The following is a 19,578-nucleotide window of genomic DNA, read 5'->3' on the forward strand; positions in this document are numbered from 1 at the left end:
CGTTCGCCGGGCGTCCTGTCCGCGGCGGCTCCCGGACCAGGCCGGTACGGGCGGTAGCGGCGCCGGGTCACCGCCGGACACGACCACTGACGCCGGTCGCCCGGTAGAGTGAGATGTGACACGGCACACCGCGTATGGGTGGTCGAGCGGCACCCTATACCAGCCCACCGGGCGGCAATGCGCACATGTGCCGTGCATTGAAGCCATCTATTAGCCAAGATGTTCTCGTGGCTCAACCGACCCAGCTGAACGCGACCGAGCAGGACACCCTGGTCAAGCAGATCGGCCTCGCCTTGCTGCGGGCCGCCCCGCGCGACTGGCGGCGGGTGATCGCGGAGTACCGCGCGGTAGGGAGGTACCACGAACTGACCGGGGAGATCGTCACCGCCGACGGCTCGACCCAGGAGTGGGTGGCGACGCACGACATCGCGACCCTCTTCGGCAGGCTCCGCGCCGGGATGTACCGCGAGGGCCGGGGCACCTGGTTCAACGCCCGTTACCAGCTGGATCACCCGTCCAGCTACAACCTCGAGTACGACCGTGAGGAGCCGCGGTGGGACCTCATGCCGCCGCCGCAGGCCTACGCGGACGAGCTGCGCATGTTCCCGCGCAGCGAGGACAACGTGCCCGACTGGCTGATGCGCCGGATGTCCGGCCTCGGTCCGGAGCGGCCGGGACCACGGTTCCGGATGGCCCGGATCTTCGACGGCGCCGGGCCGAACGGCCGCCCGGTCATCAACCGGCCGGAACTCGACGCCGAGGAGCAGGACCGGCTGCTCGACTACCTCGACGGCGCGCCCGTGGTGCTGCCGGGCCGCGGTTACGACCTCGACCGGCTGGCGAGCACCACGGAGAGCACCGTCCCGATCGCCTTCCACAGCGACGGCGTGTGGATCTGGCCCGCGGCCGTCAACTACTACCTGCGGGAGTACGGCGTCGCACCGGAGCCGGACCTCGTCCAGCACATCCGCGCCGCCGGGTTCAGCATCCCGGACGTGCCGGAGCCGGTGCGGCAGGCCGCGTCGGCGCACATCACCAGGGGCGGGCCGCCGCAGCAGCGTCCCGGCCCGCCGGCGATGGCCGAGCCGGAGCCGCCGCCTGAGGAGCCGCAGGCGCGGGAGGAGGAGCCGCCGTTCGAGGAGGAGTTCGCGCAGACCGACGCGGAGCTCACCCAGTTCGCTGCACCGCCGCAGTACGACGAGCCCTACCCCGGTGAGCTGGAGGACGCCGGTGAGCACACCGACGTCGAGGACACCGGGCCGGTGGAGCAGGCCACCACGTACACGCCCGTTCCCGACCTTGCCGGTGGGCCGCCGACGACCATCACCTCGCCGCCGCCACCGCCGGTCACCCAGCATGCCGTGCAGGACCCACCGGCAGGGGACGAGGAGCCGGACGAGCCGCCGGTGGCCGAGCAGGAGACCGACCAGCGGCCCATTCCCGGCCGCGACCAGCTCGACCTCGACGAAAGTAGCCCGCCGACCCCGCCGACCCCGCCGACGCAGTACTCGCCAGGACCGCACTCGCCAGGACCGCCCCCCGCGCCCGACGAGCCGGTACTCGACCGGCTGGAGGACCGGCTCGCGGAGCTGGGGGTGCCGGAGTCGGCCTACCGGATCGGTGAGCCCGCCGATCGCGGCTGGAGCATCGAGGAGGTCGCGGAGGGCTGGCGGGTCGGCTGGTACGACGGTGAGCTGACCAGCACGGCAGTGTTCGGCGACGCCGAGGACGCCGCCGCGTTCATGCTGGGCAAGGTGCTGCTGATGCCGGAGGGCGCCCGCGACCCGCAGCAGCCGCGGCCCGCCCCGGCCGGGAGCCGCGCGGACCCGGCTGCGGCACCGCCCGCACCCCCGGCGCAACCGGCCCAGTCGCCCCCGCTACCCCCGGTGCCGCAGCGCCCGGTGACGGCGACGCTGTCGCCGGAGATGGCGACGGGCGTCCGGCCACCGGCCCGGGAGTCCGCCCCGGCGGAGCCGCCCGCGCGGCCCGCCGCCGCACGCGAGGAGCAGGCCGGTGCCGGCGCGCCCCGCGGTGCACCGATGGCCGCGCCCGCGGCCCCGCGCCCGGCACCACAGGCTCCCCCGCGCCGGGGCGAGGGCGGGCGGCCCGGTCAGGACAACCAGGAGCAGCGGCAGCCGGGCGGACAGCAGTGGCCGATCCAGCCGATGGCCGGTGAGCCGCCGCTCACGCTGTTCCGCGGCAAGGAGCTGCGCGAACTGCCCGCGGGGAGCGAGCTGGACCGCTTCGGTGGGCCGAACGGCAATCTCACCTACGCGGCGGGCACGCCGTTCGAGGAGCGGTCACTGGTCCCGGAATGGGTGAGCAGGCCGTATCACGTCTACCGCGTGCAGCGTCCGCTGGAGGCGCTGGCCGGGGTCGCGATCCCCTGGTTCAACCAGCCCGGCGGCGGTGCCGCCTACCTGCTGCCCGCGTCGATCGAGGAGCTCCTCGCCGAAGGTGACCTGATCGAGCTGGAACCGGGCGAGCCGCCCATCGACTGACGGGCACTGACCGGCACTGACTGGCTCAGTGCACGACGAGGCCGTGCGCGGCGGCATAGGCGACCGCCGTGTCCAGGTCGACGTGTGCACCGGTGAACTCGGCGTGCCGGAGCCCGTCGGCGTCCAGCCGGGCGCCACGCAGGTCGGCGCCGAGGAGTTTCGTGCCGCGCAGCCGCGCCGCGGTCAGGTCGGCGCCGCGCAGATCGGCGTCGGTGAGGTCGGCATCGGTGAGGTTGGCCTCGGCGAAACGCAGCCCGGAGAGATCGCATTTCTTGAGGACGGCGCCGCCGAGCGAGGCGAGGGAGAGGTCGCAGTCCCGCAGCGTGATGGGGCGCATCCGGCAACCCACGAACGACGTGCCGAGCAGTGAGCAGCCGGTCCACTCGGTGTCGCCGAGAACGGTCCTGTTGAACCTGCACGACCGGAACGCCGACGCGCGGTGCCGCGACTCCCCGAGGTCGGCGCGGGTGAAGTCGCACTCGTCGAACGTGCAGCCCGCGGTGACCAGGCCCCGCAGATCGGCCTCGGTGAAGTCGCAGCGCACGAACTGGCGTTTCTCCCACCGCGCCCCGGGCAGCACGGCGTCGCGGTAGTCCTCGTTCACCTCCGGCTCGGTCATCGGTCGAGCCTGGCACAACGCGGGACCGGCCGGATCACCAGGCGATGCGGTAGAACATGGCCCGCAGCCGCGCGGCCCGTACCGGGTGGGTGGCACCGATCCAGGCGATCCTGCCGAGCAGGTGGGCCCGGTAGTCCGGGTGTCCGTGCCGGTTCTGGGTCTCGGGCCCGGCGCGCAGGCAGTTGTGCAGCGTGGCGCGCAGCGCGTCGTACTCCTCGCGTGGCGCGGCGGGCGAGGAGTTGACGACGAGGCCCGCGACGCGCTGGCGCTGGTGCGCCCCGGCGATCGACGTCTTCGACTCGCGTACGCGGAATCCCTCCCCCCCCCCCCGGCGATCCGGCGGACCCCGGGCAGCAGCCGGTGCAGCGGCAGGCTCGCGGCCCCGGAGAAGGCCAGGTCATCCGCGTAGCGCGTGTAGGAGGCGCCGAGCGACCTGGCCAGTCCGGCGAGCCGCACGTCCACGTGGTGCGCCACGGCGTTGGCGACCGCGGGCGAGGACGGCGCGCCCTGCGGCAGGTGCGCGCCGGCGAGCCGGTGCAGCAGCCTGCGATGCGCCGGATCACCGTGCCCCGCCGGGGCCCGGCCGAGCACGTCGACCGGAGCGGCGGTGGTGAGCAGTCCGGCGAGTGCGGCCGCCACGGCGGGCGGGTAACCGGCGAGGCGTAGCAGGCCGCGGACCCGGGCAGCCGACACGGCAGCGAAGAATCCCTCCAGGTCCATGCGGACGACGAGCGCCCGCCCGGCGTGCGGTGCGGCACAGGTGGCCGCCGAACGCCCCGGCCGGAAGCCGTGGGCCACGTCGTGCACCGGCAGCGCCGCGAGGACGTGCCGGGCGACTCTGCGCTGCAGCTCGGCCAGCCGCGGTTTCGGCTGTTCCAGCAACCGCACGCCGCCGGCGCGGGTGGGCACCCAGCGATGGCGGTAGTGCCGCAACGGCGTGCCGGCCCGCCGGTTCCACCCGCCGGTGTCGGCGAACCAGTCCAGCTCGCCGGGGGTCAGGTCCAGCGCGAGCGCGCACTCCGCGGCCGTCCGCCAGCGCGGCACGTCCCACCGCCACACCGGCATCGGTGGCAGCAGGGGCATCGGGGAGCGGCCCGCACCGGGCAGGGTGCGCACGGGCAGCGGCGGTGCCAGCCGGATCGACGAGGCGACCCGGCCGATGTCGTCGGGAGGCCCGCTCGGGTACCTGTGCACGAGCCGGGCGGCGAGCTCGTCCGCGTCATCGGCGTCCAGCAGGGTGCGCCGGGTGAGCCGCGCGGCGAGCTCGCGACGGTCCCACGGTCCCGGCAGCGCGACCGTGGCCAGGTCGAGTGCCTGGTGGTCGCGCTGTTCCACCCGCCGGCGGCGCCGTCGGCGCGCACGGCCCCGCCAGTCGAGCGGCTGGTTCTCGTCGCCGCTCCCGGCACCCGTGTCGGCGCTGCCGGCACTGTCAGCACTGCCAGCACTACCGGCACGATCACCGTTGTCGTCGCAGCGGTCGCCGCCACCGGGATTCACCGGGCGGACCTCGTGACGTGGCCGAGGTGGGCGATGGGGAGGTGACCTCTTCTCCGTTCTTCCGCGCGCTCGGGCCACGCGAAGCATGCCGCCGCGCGTGGGGCGCCGTGCCTGTCCGATGTCGAGCTCCCCGGGGTTGCCCCGGAGTGGGTGGGTCCTCCCACCGGCTCACTTCCCCATCGCCGCACGACACCGACCGTAACCGGTACTCCGGCGAACTCACTGGAAATCCCGGGATTTCGACGTGATCCGCATGGGCAGATGCTGCAACCGGTCGGCGCGCACGTTCACGACCCCGTCGGCACGCTCGACGACACCGCGGACCAGCAACGCCGGGCTGGATCGGGCGACGCGGTGGTACCGGCGCCACAGCCCCGCGGAGCACACGACGTTGACCATGCCCGTCTCATCCTCGATGTTGAGGAACGTGATGCCGCCCGCGGTGGCGGGCCGTTGCCGGTGGGTCACGGCCCCGCCGACGAGCACCCGGCTGCCGTTCTCGGCCTCGTGCAGTCCTTCCGCGGTGACCACGCCCAGCCGGTCGAGCCGCTCTCGGATGAACTCGGTGGGGAAGCTGTCCGGGGAGACGCCGGTGGCCCACACGTCCGCCGCGGCGAGGTCGAGGTCGTCCATCCCGGGCAGGGTGGGCGCCACCCAGCCGACGGTGCTGCCCGGCAGCTTCTCGGGACGTTCCCCGGCGAGCGCGCCCGCCGCCCAGAGCGCCTTGCGCCGGTCCGGCTCGAAGCGGCCGAAGGCGCCCGCGGTGGCCAGCGCCTCGATCTGCGGTTTGGTCAGCCTCACCCGCCTGGCCACGTCCCCCATGCCCCGGAAGGGACCGCCGCTGTCCCGTTCGGCGACCAGCTCGTCCGCGAGCCGCCGGCCGATCGTCCGCACCCCGGCGAGTCCGAGGCGTACCGCGAGCCCGGGGCCGGTTTCACCGAGCGGCTCCAGCGTCGGATACGAGAGGCTGACGTCGACGTCGGGGCCGCGGACGGTGACGCCGTGCCTGCGGGCGTCGGCCACCAGTGACTGTGGCGAGTAGAACCCCATGGGCTGGGCCCGCAGCAGCCCGGCGCAGAACGCCTCGGGGTGGTACCGCTTGAAGTACGCGCTGGCGAACACCAGGTAGGCGAAGCTCAGCGCGTGGCTCTCCGGGAAGCCGAAGTTGGCGAACGCCCGCATCTTCTCGAAGATGTGCGCGGCCATCGGCTCCTCGACGCCCTTGCGTGCGGCTCCGTCGTAGAACCGTTGCCGCAGGCGCTCCATCCGCCGTCCCGAGCGCTTGGATCCCATGGCGTGGCGCAGCTCGTCGGCCTCGGCGGCGGTGAAATCGGCGACGTCGAGGGCGATCTGCATCATCTGCTCCTGGAACAGCGGAACGCCCATCGTCTTGCCGAGCGCGTTTTCCAGCAGCGGGTGGTCGAAGTTCCATTCCTCCCGGCCGGTGTAGCGCCGGATGTACGGGTGCACCGAGCCACCCTGGATCGGCCCCGGCCGGATCAGCGCCACCTCGATCGCCAGGTCGTAGAACTTCTTGGGGGCCAGCCGGGGCAGGGTCGCGAGCTGCGCGCGGCTCTCCACCTGGAACACGCCGATCGCGTCCGCTCGCCGCAGCATCGCGTAGACCTCGTCGTCTTCGAGGTCCAGTCTTCCGAGGTCGATCTCCGTTCCCTTGTGCTCCCGCACGAGGTCGAGCATGTAGTGCAGCGCGGAGAGCATGCCGAGCCCGAGCAGGTCGAACTTGACCAGCCCGACGGAAGCGCAGTCCTCCTTCTCCCACTGCACGACGCTGCGGCCTCCCATCCGGGCCCACTCGACGGGGCAGACCTCGCTCACCGGGCGGTCGCAGATCACCATTCCGCCGGAGTGGATACCGAGGTGGCGCGGGAAGTCCTCCAGCGCGGCGGACAGTTCGAGGACCGGCTCCGGGATGTCGTGGTCGTGGTCGTGCTGGGTCTCGCGCAGCGGCCCCCACCGGTCGATCTGCTTGCTCCAGGCGTCCTGCTGCCCCGGCGAGTGGCCGAGCGCGCGGGCGGCGTCGCGCACGGCCGAACGCGCCCGGTAGGTGATCACGTTCGCCACCTGGGCCGCGCACAGCCTGCCGTGCTTGCGGTAGACGTACTGGATGGCCTCCTCCCTGCGATCGGACTCGATGTCCAGGTCGATGTCCGGGTAGCCGTCGCGGTCGGGGGCGAGGAAGCGCTCGAAGAGCAGTTTCCACCGCACCGAGTCGACCTTGGTGATTCCCAGCGCGTAGCAGACCGCGGAGTTGGCGGCCGATCCCCGGCCCTGGCAGAGGATGTCGCTGGTGCGGCAGAACTCCACGATGTCCCACACGATCAGGAAGTAGCCGGGGAACCCGAGCCGCTCGATGATGCCGAGCTCGTGCTCGATCTGGCGGTACGCCTCGGGGTTGTGTTCCTCGGGGCCGTACCGGGCCGCCGCGCCCAGGTAGGTCTGTTCCCGCAGGTAGCTCGCTTCCGTGTGACCTTCCGGTACGTCGAAGGGAGGCAGGTCCGGTGCGACGAGGTGCAGCTCGAACGCGCATTCCGTGCCGAGCAGCGCCGCCCGCTGCACCGCGCCGGGGTAGTGGGCGAACCGTTCGGCCATCTCCCGGCCCGAGCGCAGGTGCGCGGCACCGCTCGCGGGCAGCCAGCCCTCCATGTCGTCCAGCCCCCGGCGCGCCCTGATCGCCGCCAGTCCCGCCGCGAGCCGCCCGCGCCGCGGGGTCGCGTAGTGCGCCGCGCTGGTGGCGACGGTGGGCAGCCCCAGTTCGGCGGCGAGTGCGGCGAGCGCGTCGTTGTCCGTGCTGTCGGTGGGCCCGCCGTGGTCGGTCAGTTCGACGTACACGTTGTGCTCACCGAACCGCTCGGTCAGTTCCCGCATCCGGACGGCCGCCGCCTCGGGCCCCCGCTCGGCGAGCGCGCGCCGGACGGCTCCCTTGCGGCAGCCGGTGAGCACGGCGCAGCTGCCCGCGACCTCGTCCGCGACGGCGTCCAGGTCGTACACCGGGCGCCCTTTCTCGGCGTGCCGCCCTGGCGCCGCCTTGCCGTCGTGCCCGGCCAGCTGCCCGGCCGTGATGGCCCGGCAGAGATTGGCGTACCCCTGCCGGCCCCGCGCGAGCAGCAGCAGATGCTCGCCCTCGGGGTCGGCGACCCCGTTCTGCGGGCCGGAGAGCCCCAGGCTGAGTTCCGTGCCCAGCACCGTGCGCACGCCGAGCTCACGGGCGGCCTCCGCGAAGCGCACCACCCCGTACATGCCGTCGTGGTCGGTGAGCGCGACCGCGTCCAGTTCGAGCCGGGCCGCCTCCTCGATCAGCTCCTCCGGATGGCTGGCCCCGTCCAGGAAGCTGAAGTTCGAGTGGCAGTGCAGCTCGGCGTAGGGCACCCGCGTCCCGGCACCGGCGTGATCGTCACCGCGCAGCTCGCGCAGGTCGCCGGGCCGGGCGTAGTTCTCGCGCCGGCGGGTCCACGCCGGACTGTCGTTGCCGTCGCCGGCCGTTCCAGGGTGACCGGACAACGTGCGTTCGAGCTCCCGCCACCGCACCGGTGGGTTGTTCCAGCCCATCGCGCCTACTCGTGGTTCTCCGGCGACGATCGCGGCACCGGGATCGATGGGCCGTACTCCGGCACCTCGGCGGACGACGGCACCGAGCCTTCGGTGCGCCCGGCCACCCGGATCTCGGGCCAGGTCCATCCGGCACCACCGGTAAAGGACTCTCCGTTCACTATTCGTACACCCCTTCCACTGTCCACAACGGACGTCGGTTTCCCTGCCACACCAGGAGCAGTGCGGTACCTGGCTGCTCCGGAGCCACGCCTTCGAGCACGACCTGCAGGCGGGCGCGCGGGCCGACGCCCTCCGGCGCCCACCAGCGGCCCGCGACCGGCCACGGCCCGGCCCAATCGGCCACCCGGCGCGCGGGGCCTCCTTCGATCGCCACGCTGTCCGGCGGGCCGGTGATCCGCTGCCGATCGGTGATGTCCACGTCCGCCCCCGCCGGATCGGCAACGGTGGCCGGAACCGGCTTCTCGAACACCGTGGCCGGAGAAGGAGCCGGCAGCCGCCCCGGCCAGGGCGCGTCCTGGCCGCCCGCCGGTGCGTACCGGTCGCCCCACGGCACCAGGCGCACCCGCTCGGCAGGCCCGCGCCCGCCGCCGAGGACGGCAGTGAAGACGCTCTCCGGGCCGAGCAGGCCCTGTACGTGGATCAGGGCTCGCCCCGCCCGCTCCGCCTCCGGCGTGTGCTCGCCGCCGGAGCCACCCGGCCAGAGGCCGAGTTGCAGCGAGTGCCCCTCGACCACCTCCTCCGGCTCCAGTCGCAGCGTGCTGACACCCGCCGTGGGCCGGATCCCCGCGCCGGTGCGCAACCAGCTCTCGAACTGCCAGCGCACGCGATCGGCGATGCCCTGCGGGGTGAGCGGTTCCGCGCATCGCCAGGCCCTGCTGAGCTCCTCACCCCGCTCGGTGGTGGCATAGATCCCCAGCCGGGTGCAGGCCAGCCCGCGCGCGGCGAGCCCGGCATGGAACCGCCCGGCCAGGGCTTTCGCCATGAAGGCCGCGGCGTCCACCCGCTCCAGCCCGGGGTCGAACGTCTCGGTGACGGACAGTTCCGGTGGTGGACGTCGCCGGTAGGGCGGGCGCTCGTCGCACCCGCGTGCGAGCCGGTGCGCACGGAGCCCGCTGCCGCCGAAGCGGGAGAGCACGTCCCGTTCGGGCAGCGCCGCGAACGCGCCGAGCGTCCGCAACCCGAGGCGGTGCAGCAGGCCCACCAGTTCCGTCCGGTCGGAATCGGGCTGGTCGAGCTCGCCGATCGCCAGCGGCGCGAGGAAACCGGGACCGGCTCCCGGTTCCACCAGCATCGAACGGTGCGCGGCCAGTGTCGCGGCGAACAACCCCTCGGCCACGCCGACCTGGCACTCCACTCCTGTGCTGCCGGAGACCTGGTCGACCAGCAACTCGGCGAGCCGGGCCTCGCCACCGAAGTAACCCGCCGCACCGGCCGACGGGACCGCGACCACCCCTGGCCGGACGACCTCCACCCCGACGACCAGCTCCTCCACCGCTTCCGCGACGGGTTCGAACAACCGCGCGTCCCGGCCGGGATCATCGGCGAACACCGCGACCTCGGGGCAGCGGGACTGCGCCTCCCTGCGCCGCATACCCCGGCGAACGCCGGCGGCCCTGGCGACCGCGGAGCACGCCACCACCCGGTTGGCGGAGAACACCGCGGCCGGCAGGTGCGCGGGCAGGCCCGCCGCCATGCCCGCGGCGACGACCGGCCAGTCCGGGCACCAGAGCACGAGCATCCGGACCGGCGCCGAGTTCGCGGTCATCCCACCCGCACCTCCTCCCGGGCAGCAGGGGTGAGCAATCCGCTGCGGCCCGGCCGCGCGCTCCGTGCCGGGGCCACCGACCCACCCGGCCCGGGCAGCAGCACGGCCGCCCGGACGGGACGGGCGGCCGCTCCCCTGCCCGTGGCTTCCACCACGACCTCGCGCTCGCGCAGGTAGCCGTAGCCGCCCTCGAGTCCGGACCACCGGGTGGGAATGCAGCGCAACTCCACCTCGGCACCCGGCCAGGGACCGAGGGACAGCAGCACCGCTCCGCGATGCCGGGCTCGGCCGGAGAGGCGCTGGGCGGTCCTGGCGCCGACGGACTGGCCCGGTGAGCCGGCGGCCACCAGGTCCAGCCCGTCGAGGAGGGCGGCGGTCACCGCGGCGAAATCCGCGCCCGGCCGGGGAACCAGCGCGAGCCGGTTGACCTCGACCCCGAGTTCGCTCGCGGCGGCCACACCCAGGTGCGGTACACCCACCACCCCTGCCCATGAGCCGTCCGCCGTGGCCGCGGCCAGCAGCGCGAGGAGCAAGGACGGCGACCCGTGCACCGCGATCGTGCTACCGCGGCGCAGCCCTCCCCAGGGCAGCAGGCCGGCGAGTGCGGGCAGCACCGGCAGGACCTGTCCCGTGGTCCGCCCGTGCTCGGCCGTGGTCGCCACCCCGGTGGCCGTGCTCACCCCGGGCAAGGAAGCCAGCCGCGCGACGGCCGCTCCCGGCTCCCCCGGGTCCGCGGTGTCCCCTGTACCCGCTGTACCCGCAGGCCGCGCGGCCTGGATCTCGGTCACCACTCCGCCCGGCACCGGCAGTCACCCCCTCATGGCAGCACGAGTACCGCTCACACCGGCCGGCGTGAGCCGCGTTCCTCATCGCTCGCCGCGGGGAAGACGGCTGGCTCTCGAACGTATGTTCGATATCGCCAGTGAACACCGCCCGGGGCTCGGTGTCAAGAACCTGTGGCCAACCCCCGCTATCTCTCCCCCGCGCCGCACACGAGAATCACTACGGTCGGCAATGAGTCGCACTGACCAGGAAAAACGCCACAATGGCGACGAACGGCGCCATTGTGGCTTGCCGTAGCGCCATACATGTGCCATAGTGGCGCCATGGACTTGACATCGTATGTGGATTTCCTCGGCCGGGAGCTGGTGACCGCCGCCGAGGCCGGGGGCGAGGAGGCCCGTGCGCTGGCTGAGCGGCTGGCCGGGCAGGTCGAGTCGGCGGTCCGCCTCACCCTGCTGGAGGCGCTGTCGGCCGCCGCCGACGAGATCACTCGTGACCTCGCGCCCGGTTCGGTGGAGGTCCGGCTGCGCGGTCGCGACCCGAACTTCGTGGTGACGCCGCCGCCGTCCGAGCCCGCATACGCCACGGCCGCGCCGGAGCCCGAGCCGGTACCGGATACCGCTCCGGCGGGCACCGACGAAGCCGCCACCGCGCGGATCAACTTCCGGCTCTCGGAACATCTCAAGGCCTCCATCGAGGAGGCTGCCGCGAAGGAGGGCCGCTCGGTCAACGCGTGGCTCGGCCGGGTCGCCTCGGCCGCGTTGCGGCAACCCACCGAGGAGCAGGCCCCGGCGCGGCGCGGCGGCCGGGGCAAGCAGCGCTACACCGGCTGGGTCAGCTAGCCGCGCGGGCGGCCGGCTGACCCAGCCGCATCTCTGAAGCTCTCACCAGCGAGAACGTCGATCTCATCACTGAGAAGGGGACAGCTATGCCCACATTCGATACGCCGGAACCGATCATCGTGACCCTCGATATGAGCGCCGCCAACGTGCGGTTCGCCGCGAGCGAGCGCACCGACACCGTGGTCGAGGTGCGCCCGACCGATGAGAACGAACCATCGGATGTCAAGGCGGCCAAGCAGGTCCGCGTCGAGTACTCGGGCGGCACGCTGCTGATCAAGGGCAAGAAACCGCGCCCGCACGAGTACCTCTTCACCAAGAGCTGGTCGGTCGACGTGACCGTCGAGCTGCCCGAGGGCTCGCAGGTGCAGGCAGACGCGGTCGGCGACTTCCAGTCGACCGGCCGGCTCGGCGAGTGCCGGTTCAAGTCCTCCGCCGGGCACGCACGGCTGGACCGGACCGGGCCGCTGCGGTTGAACACGTCCGCCGGGCACATCTCGGTCGAGGCCGTCGCGGGCGACGCCGAGGTGACCACCGGGACCGGCCGGATCCGGATCGGTGAGATCGACGGCAGCGCCACGATCAAGAACTCCAACGGCAACACCGACATCGGCGCGATCGGCGGCGAGGTGCGGGTGCGCTCGGCGAACGGTGACATCGCGGTGGACCGGGCAGGCGGCGGAGTGGACGCGAAGACCGCCAACGGCGCCATCCGGGTCGGCGAGGTGGCTCGCGGTTCCGTCGTGCTGGAGACCTCGAACGGCGACCTGGAAATCGGCATCGGAGCGGGCACGTCGGCCTGGCTCGATGTGAAGACCAACTTCGGACAGGTGCGCAACGCGCTCGACGAAACGGCGGAGGCGCCGGAGAAGACCGGCGAGACGGTCGAAGTACGCGCGCACACCGGATTCGGCGACATCACGATCCACCGGGCCTGACCGATTTCTTCTACTGAAGGGAATTGACGATGACGAACAATGCGGCACCACCGGTGATCGTGGTGAGCGAGCTGCGGAAATCGTTCGGCGACAAGGTGGTGCTGGACGGAATCGACCTGAACGTTCCGCAGGGCACGATCTTCTCGTTGCTCGGCGCGAACGGCGCCGGCAAGACGACGGCGGTCAAGATTCTGTCCACGCTGATCGCCGCGAGCGGCGGCCGGGCCGAGGTCGCGGGGCACGATGTGGCGTCCGATCCGGATTCGGTGCGGGCGGCGATCGGGGTCACCGGCCAGTTCTCCGCGGTGGACAACCTGCTCACCGGTGAGGAGAACCTGCGGCTGATGGCGGACCTGAACCATTTGTCCAAAAAGGATGGCAAGCGAGCAGCGACCGATCTGCTGGAGCGGTTCGATCTGACCGAGGCGGCGCGGAAACCGGCGTCCACGTACTCCGGTGGAATGCGGCGGCGGCTGGATCTGGCGATGACGCTGGTGGGGAGCCCCCGGGTGATCTTCCTGGACGAGCCGACCACGGGGCTGGATCCGCGCAGCAGGCGCGAGATGTGGCAGATCGTGCGCGAGCTGACGGCCGGTGGCGTGACCATCTTCCTGACCACGCAGTACCTGGACGAGGCCGACGAACTGGCCGACCGGATCGCGGTGCTGGAGGGCGGCAGGCTCGTCGCCGAGGGCACCGCGGATGAACTGAAACGCCGGATTCCCGGTGGCCACGTCCGGCTCCAGTTCACCGAGCCCAGTGAATTCCGGACCGCGCAACGGGTTCTCGGCCGGGCCGCGCACTCCGACGGTGACGCGCTGGCCCTGCGGGTGCCGAACGACGGCAGCCTGCGCTCACTGAAGGCACTGCTGGACCAGCTCGACCACGAGTCGATCGAGGTGGACGGCCTTTCCGTGCACACCCCCGACCTGGATGACGTTTTCCTAGCCCTCACCGGCGATTCCGACAACAAGAAGGTGACGAACCGATGACCACCGCAGTTGCGAGCCACCCGCTGCGCGATTCGACGACGATGGTGCGTCGAAACCTGAAACGCATGGTGCGATACCCGTCGATGACCGTGCAACTGATCGCCATGCCGGTCCTGCTGCTGCTGTTGTTCGTGTACGTGTTCGGCGGCACGCTCGGCGCCGGGATCGGCGGGCCTTCCGGCGGCCGTGCCGAGTACGTCAACTACGTGGTGCCCGCGATTCTGATCATCACCATCGCGACCATCGTCCAGGGCACCGCGGTATCCGTGGCCATGGACATGACCGAAGGGATCATCGCCCGCTTCCGCACCATGAACATCGCCAGGGTCTCGGTCCTGACCGGCCACGTGGTCGGCAGTGTCATCCAGGCGTTCCTGAGTGTCGCCGTGGTGGTCGGGGTCGCCCTGGCGATCGGCTTTCGCCCGCAAGCGGGCTTCGGCGACTGGCTGGCGCTGGTCGGCCTGGTCGCCGCGGTGAGCTTCGCGCTGGTCTGGCTCACCGTGGCGATCGGCCAGTCTTCGCAGACCGTCGAGGGGGCCAGCAGCCTGCCGATGCCGCTGATGTTCCTGCCGTTCCTCGGCAGCGGGTTCGTGCCGACCGACACGATGCCCGAGGGTGTGCGCTGGTTCGCCGAGCACCAGCCGTTCACGCCGATCATGGAATCCATCCGGGCGCTGCTGATGGACACGCCGGTCGGCAACGACGTGTGGATCGCGCTGGCCTGGTGCGCGGGCATCGCGCTGGTCGGCTACGTGTGGGCGAAGAAGCTCTACAACCGCAAGGTGTGACCTGCCGTCATGGCCGGCGGCTCGACCCGGGGTCGAGCCGCCGGCTTCCCCTGTGTCCCGGCGGATCGAGGACCCGCTCGACCAGCGCGGTGACCCAGCGTTCGACGGCCCCGGAGCTGCATTTAGCCCGCTAAAGGCAGCGTGCGGGCGCCATCCGGGCGCCTTTTGCGGGCAGAATGCAGCCGGCTCAGTGCGCGAAGTGGCGGGTGCCGGTGAGGTAGAGCGTGGCGCCGACGGCCTCGGCCGCGGCGATCACCTCGGCGTCCCGCACGGAGCCGCCGGGCTGCACCACGGCACGCACCCCGGCGTCGAGCAGCACCTGCAGGCCGTCCGGGAACGGGAAGAACGCGTCCGAGGCCGCCACCGACCCCTTCGCGCGGTCACCGGCACGCTGCACCGCCAGCCGGGAGGAGTCGACCCGGTTCACCTGACCCATGCCGACACCGACCGTGGCCAGGCCGTCGGCGAGCAGGATCGCGTTCGACTTCACCGCGCGGATGGCGCGCCACGCGAACGCCAGGTCGGCGAGGGTGTCCTCGTCGGCGGGCTCGCCCGCCGCCAGGGTCCAGCTCGCCGGGTCGTCGCCGGGGGCGTCGATCCTGTCCACGGTCTGCACGAGCATGCCGCCCGAGATCGGGCGGAGCTCGACCGGATCCGGCTCGGCCACCTCGGGCAGCCGCAGCAGCCGCACGTTCTTCTTGCGGGTCAGCACGTCGAGGGCGTCGGCGTCGAAGTCCGGTGCCAGCACCACCTCGGTGAACACGTCCGCGATCTGTTCCGCGGTCTCCATGTTCACCGGCCGGTTCGTGGCGATCACGCCGCCGTAGGCGGACACCGGGTCACACGCGTGCGCCTTGCGATGCGCCTCGGCCAGATCGGCGCCCACCGCGATCCCGCACGGGTTGGCGTGCTTGATGATCGCCACCGCCGGACCGGCGAAGTCGTAGGCAGCCCGCCGCGCGGCATCGGTGTCGACGTAGTTGTTGTACGACATCGCCTTGCCGTGCAGCTGCTCCGCGTGCGCGAGCCCGCCGCTCGAGTGCCGGTAGACGGCCGCATTCTGATGCGGGTTCTCGCCGTAGCGCAGCACCTCACCACGCTCCCACGTCGCGCCGGTGAAGTCGGGGAAACCCGAGTCGTCGGCGGGCGCGTACGCCTCGGCGAACCAGGAAGCCACCGCCGTGTCGTAGGCGGCGGTGTGCGCGAACGCCCGCGCGGCGAGCCGCCTCCGCTCGGCCTGGTCGAACCCGCCCGCGCGCACCCGCTCCAGCACCTGGCCGTACCGGTCCGGATCCACGACCACCGCCACCGAACCGTGGTTCTTCGCGGCCGCACGCACCATCGCGGGCCCGCCGATGTCGATGTTCTCCACGCACTCCGCGGCGTCCGCGCCGGAGGACACCGTCTTCGTGAACGGGTACAGGTTCACCACGAGCAGGTCGAACGGCACGATGTCCAGCTTGCGCAGCTGCTCGACATGCTCGGGCCGGTCCGTGTCCGCGAGCAGGCCGGCGTGCACCCGGGGGTGCAGCGTCTTGACCCGCCCGTCGAAGGACTCGGGAAAACCGGTCACCTCCTCCACCGACGTCACCGGAACTCCCGCGTCGGCGATCACCCGCGCGGTACCGCCGGTCGACACGATCTCCACTCCCGCGGCGTGCAGGCCCGTCGCGAGTTCGAGCAGGCCGGACTTGTCCGACACCCCGATCAACGCGCGCCGGATGGGCCGCTGCCCGGTACCAGGGGACTGCTCGCTCACGAGAAACTCACCTTTCGTCCGTCCACCGTGCAGCCGGCACGGCCCAGTTCCGCGATCACGTCCACGAGCAGCCGGCGCTCCACCGCCTTGATCCGCTCGTGCAGGCTCGCCTCGTCGTCGTCCTGCCACACGGTCACCGCCTCCTGGGCGATGATCGGGCCGGTGTCCACACCGGCGTCCACGAAATGCACGGTGCATCCGGTGATCTTGACCCCGAGCTCGAGTGCGTCGGCGACGGCACGGATGCCGGAGAACGCGGGCAGCAGCGCGGGATGGGTGTTGATCACCCGGTTCGGGAAGCGGTCGAGGAACCGCGGGCCGAGGATCTTCAGGAACCCCGCGGAGACGACGAGGTCCGGCCGGTGGGCGGCGACCGCTTCCGTCAGCGCCTTGTCCCAGGCCGCCCGGTCGGGATGGTCGCTCATCCGGACCGTGAAATGCGGGAGCCCGGCCCGCTCGGCCCTGACGGGAGCCTCGATGCCCTCCCGGTCCATTCCCACCGCCACGACGGCGGCGGGATACCCGGCCCGGTCGGTCGCGTCCAGCAGCGCCTGTAGCAGGGTCCCCGAGCCCGACGCGAGTACGACGAGCTTCGCCGGGGTGGGCAGCTCCAACCTGCTAGCCAGAAGGGTCTCCTCGGGAGGGCGGTGCACGCTCGGGCGCACGGCGCTTGACCTGGTCAACCCCACCCTAAACGGCGAGAAGTCGATCTTGAAGTGAGGTGGAGCGGCTCAGCGGTCCTCGTCGGGCTCGCCCTCGGCCGTGGCCGCAGGCTCCGGTTCTTCCCGGTCTTCCGAAGGCTCGGCGCGCTCCCCGGTGTCGGCGATCGCCGGGTCCTGCTCGGCTTCGGCTTCCGGGGCGTCCTCGAAGTCGTCGTCCTCCGGCTCCCCCGAGTCGCCGGAGTCCCCCGTGTCCCCCGTGTCCTCTGTGTCCTCCGGGGCCTCTGTGTCCTCCGGGGCCCCCGTGTCCTCCGGGGTCTCCACTTTCCCTGCTTCCTCCGGCTCGACGGTGTCCTCGGTCTCCACCTGTTCCGCCGGGCCCTCCCCGGTCGCCGGCCCGGCATCCGGTTCCGGTGCCTGCTCCGGACGGCGGCGCTGGTGCGGCCCCGCGAACCAGGCCACGAGCCCGCCCGGCACCGCGATCCAGCAGAAGGCGGCGATCGAGGCCAGCCCGACCGGTACCGCGACCGGATCGAGCAGTCCGGTGCCCAGCCGCCCGCCTGCCAGGGTGCCGAGGACGACAACACCGAACCCGATCAGCGCACCGGCCACCCCGACCGTGCGCAGCCGGGCGGCCGGAGCGTCGTGGCAGCGGCGCAACGACCAGCCGACCAGCACTCCGGCCGCGGCCGGCAGCAGCAGGAAGACCGGCCACCACGCGGCCTGCTCCTCCGGCAGCGCGGCGAACAGCGGCAGCCCCGGCAGCGAGCCGCCGGAGAAGGAGAACGGGCCCACCGACAGCGCCCCGAGCTGGAACCCCGGCCCGGCCACGAAACCGGCGGCCAGCACGACCGCGTTGGGCACGTAGCCCACCGTCAGCAACAGCATGCCGAAACCGCTGCCTGCGCCGGGAGCGTTGTCCGTGAACAACTGCTGCACCGTGGGCACGGACAGGGCCGTCGCGATCGTGAGGGTCAGCGAGCCCGCGGCGAGCAGCGCGGCCAGGCCGAGCGCGCCCGCCCGTAGCCCGTACAGCGCCAGTGGATCGAGATAGTCGCGGGCGACGGTGGCAAGGCCGCAGCGGCGCGCGCACCCGGCAGCCGCCGCGGTACCCGCCACGAGCGCCGGGACCAGCAACGCCGGAAATGGCCGTACGGTGAGCCCACCATCCGACACCATCGAGATCACGAACCCCGCCGCGGCGTGCACCCCGGCGAACACCCCGACCAGCACGCCGGCCCTGGCCGGTTCCGAGTACCGCAGTCGGCGCGCCGCCGCGGCCGCGGTACGCGCCACGAGCAGCCACGCGGCGATCGTCGGCAGCAGCGGCAGCGCCCCCAGCGGTTCCCCGCCGATCTCGACCGGGACCTGGTAGGCGGCGAGCCAGCCGGGGCCCGCGGTCAGCAGCACCCCGGCCGCGGAGAACCTCGCCTGCGGCGCCGCGGCGGTGACCAGCGCGAAGATCGTCGCCACCACGGCGTACCCGGTGACGACCGGTCCGCACGCGGCGGTGAGCAGCACCCGCGCCCGCACCCCGCGAGACGGTTGCTCACCAGCCTCGGCACCGTTGCGGTGCGAAGACGTGGAGAGCAGGTCCATGCTGGGCACCATCGCACCCACGTTGGGCCGTCCGGGTGAGCCACGCCGCCGAAATCGGATGACGAGAGCCACACCCCACCCGGTCGGGGCAGGTCACGCGCGCCGGGACGCCCACGCCGTCGCGGATGTCCCGGCGCGCGGCGCGTCAGCTGCCCGGCTGGCCGAAGCCTCCCGGCGGAGTGCCCGGCTTCTGCTGCTGCCCACCCTCGGGCGACTGCTGCTGGTAGAACTGCCCCTGCTGCGACGCGTACGTCGTCGGCTGCTGACCGGGCTGGTTGACCGGCTGCGCGAACTTCGTCGGGTCGGAGCCGGACTGCTGGGGCTGTTGAGGCTGTTGGGGCTGCTGCGGGGGGTGGCCGTACTGCTGCTGGCCGTACTGGCCGGGCTGGCCGAAGGGCTGCTGACCGTACGGACCGGGCTGGCCGTACGGCGAGGCCTGCGGAGAGGGCGCCTTGAGGATGCCCGCGTCGAACAGGTAGGCCGCGACGGCCGCGAGCATCTGGACGATGCCGAAGATCAGGATGAGGATCCCGCCGGCCTGCAGGTCACCGCTGGCCTGGAACACGCTGAACAGGTACGGCAGCACCGCGCCCAGCGCGAAGACCGCGGGCCACGCACCTGGCTTGTGCTCGCCGGGCAGCACGTTGAACGCCGCTGTCAGACCGCTGACCAGCAGTAGTCCGGGAACCCAGCCGAGCCTGGTCTCGAAGAAGCTCTCGCCGCCACCGAGGTTCGCGAATCCGAGGAAGAGGTTCAGCACGCCAAGACCCGCGATCGCCAGGAAGAGGATCTCGGGGAGGCCGATCTTGACACCGCCGGGCGAGGACGGCGCCGCGCCCCCGTACGGCTGCTGCGGCTGCTGCGGGCCCTGGCCCGGGAATCCACCCGGCGCGCCGCTCGGGAAGGTCATCCGTGTTCTCCTGTCGTGTTCATGCTGGAACGCACCGTAGGTCCTGGTCAGTCAACCGGGCAGTCGAGGCTCGCGCCACCTGACCGTGGGTGGCCGCGGTAACGGAACGTTAGCGCAGCGGAGACCACGGCCGACCCTGGGTCTAGGACGTCGCACACATCCGGTTGGTTTCCTTCCCCCCGCCATCCACTGGAACGCACGGCCGGGTGACGACGCAAACCCACAGCAAACGCACAGGGGCCGGGCACCGCATCCGGTACCCGGCCCCTGTGCGTCTCGGCTCCGGCCGCTACTGCGCCTTGTAAAGCTCGCGCGCGTGTTCGGCGGTTTCGGTGGGTGTTTTGCCGACTTTGACGCCG

Annotated in this window: 13 protein-coding genes and 1 pseudogene; 5 read left to right on the forward strand and 9 right to left on the reverse strand. The window is 72.4% G+C overall.

Annotation, left to right across the window (positions count from 1 at the left end; all coding sequences use genetic code 11):
• The first annotated feature begins 185 nt into the window (after nt 1-185).
• A complete protein-coding gene (locus tag JAP66_RS29585) occupies nt 186-2,501 on the forward strand; it encodes a TNT domain-containing protein (protein ID WP_199435158.1) in 2,316 nt (771 codons plus the stop codon).
• A gap of 25 nt (nt 2,502-2,526) precedes the next feature.
• On the opposite strand, the gene JAP66_RS29590 is transcribed toward JAP66_RS29585, so the two are convergent.
• The 5 genes and pseudogenes from JAP66_RS29590 to imuA' form a co-directional block, all read right to left on the reverse strand.
• Complete coding sequence (locus tag JAP66_RS29590) at nt 2,527-3,120, reverse strand: pentapeptide repeat-containing protein (protein WP_199435159.1); 594 nt, start codon at nt 3,118-3,120, stop codon at nt 2,527-2,529.
• A 441-nt stretch (nt 3,121-3,561) separates the two neighbouring features.
• Nucleotides 3,562-4,704 (reverse strand): annotated as a pseudogene (locus JAP66_RS33095) (RNA-dependent RNA polymerase family protein); the annotation flags it as partial.
• Nucleotides 4,705-4,836: 132 nt separating this feature from the next.
• Nucleotides 4,837-8,184: an error-prone DNA polymerase gene (locus tag JAP66_RS29600; protein WP_199435174.1), complete on the reverse strand. Its 3,348-nt coding sequence runs from the start codon at nt 8,182-8,184 to the stop codon at nt 4,837-4,839.
• Nucleotides 8,185-8,344: 160 nt separating this feature from the next.
• Nucleotides 8,345-9,952: a DNA polymerase Y family protein gene (locus tag JAP66_RS29605; protein WP_235999718.1), complete on the reverse strand. Its 1,608-nt coding sequence runs from the start codon at nt 9,950-9,952 to the stop codon at nt 8,345-8,347.
• Nucleotides 9,949-10,650, reverse strand: coding sequence for a DnaE2-dependent mutagenesis accessory factor ImuA' (gene imuA', locus JAP66_RS29610; protein ID WP_235999728.1), 702 nt, complete (start codon nt 10,648-10,650; stop codon nt 9,949-9,951). Before imuA' ends, JAP66_RS29605 begins: the two co-directional genes overlap by 4 nt.
• Nucleotides 10,651-11,058: 408 nt before the next feature.
• Between imuA' and JAP66_RS29615 the strand changes: the two genes are divergently transcribed.
• The 4 genes from JAP66_RS29615 (at nt 11,059) to JAP66_RS29630 (ending at nt 14,292) form a co-directional block, all read left to right on the forward strand.
• The gene (locus JAP66_RS29615) at nt 11,059-11,577 is read left to right on the forward strand and encodes a hypothetical protein (RefSeq protein WP_199435160.1); all 519 of its coding nucleotides are present in this window, start codon (nt 11,059-11,061) and stop codon (nt 11,575-11,577) included.
• A gap of 86 nt (nt 11,578-11,663) precedes the next feature.
• Nucleotides 11,664-12,512 carry a DUF4097 family beta strand repeat-containing protein gene (locus JAP66_RS29620; protein ID WP_199435161.1) on the forward strand — a complete coding sequence of 283 codons (849 nt, stop codon included), beginning with the start codon at nt 11,664-11,666 and terminating at the stop codon, nt 12,510-12,512.
• 29 nt (nt 12,513-12,541) lie between these two features.
• Complete coding sequence (locus JAP66_RS29625; RefSeq protein ID WP_199435162.1) at nt 12,542-13,504, forward strand: ATP-binding cassette domain-containing protein; 963 nt, start codon at nt 12,542-12,544, stop codon at nt 13,502-13,504.
• Nucleotides 13,501-14,292, forward strand: coding sequence for an ABC transporter permease (locus tag JAP66_RS29630; protein WP_199435163.1), 792 nt, complete (start codon nt 13,501-13,503; stop codon nt 14,290-14,292). The genes JAP66_RS29625 and JAP66_RS29630 overlap by 4 nt, the downstream gene beginning before the upstream one ends.
• A 187-nt stretch (nt 14,293-14,479) precedes the next feature.
• Here JAP66_RS29630 and purH read toward each other — a convergent pair whose 3' ends face one another.
• From purH to JAP66_RS29650, 4 genes are all read right to left on the reverse strand, one after another.
• Nucleotides 14,480-16,051 carry a bifunctional phosphoribosylaminoimidazolecarboxamide formyltransferase/IMP cyclohydrolase gene (gene purH, locus JAP66_RS29635; RefSeq protein ID WP_199435164.1) on the reverse strand — a complete coding sequence of 524 codons (1,572 nt, stop codon included), beginning with the start codon at nt 16,049-16,051 and terminating at the stop codon, nt 14,480-14,482.
• Entirely contained in the window at nt 16,048-16,665 is a 618-nt protein-coding gene (purN, locus tag JAP66_RS29640) for a phosphoribosylglycinamide formyltransferase (protein ID WP_199435176.1), read from the reverse strand. Before purN ends, purH begins: the two co-directional genes overlap by 4 nt.
• Before the next feature lie 117 nt (nt 16,666-16,782).
• On the reverse strand, nt 16,783-18,321 hold the full coding sequence (locus JAP66_RS29645; protein ID WP_199435165.1) for a cell division protein PerM: 1,539 nt from the start codon (nt 18,319-18,321) through the stop codon (nt 16,783-16,785).
• A 133-nt stretch (nt 18,322-18,454) separates the two neighbouring features.
• Nucleotides 18,455-19,219: a DUF5336 domain-containing protein gene (locus JAP66_RS29650; RefSeq protein ID WP_199435166.1), complete on the reverse strand. Its 765-nt coding sequence runs from the start codon at nt 19,217-19,219 to the stop codon at nt 18,455-18,457.
• Between the last annotated feature and the right edge of the window lie 359 nt (nt 19,220-19,578).

Origin of the sequence: Qaidamihabitans albus, from assembly GCF_016464705.1 — a bacterium.
In the GTDB taxonomy this organism is placed as follows: domain Bacteria; phylum Actinomycetota; class Actinomycetes; order Mycobacteriales; family Pseudonocardiaceae; genus Qaidamihabitans; species Qaidamihabitans albus.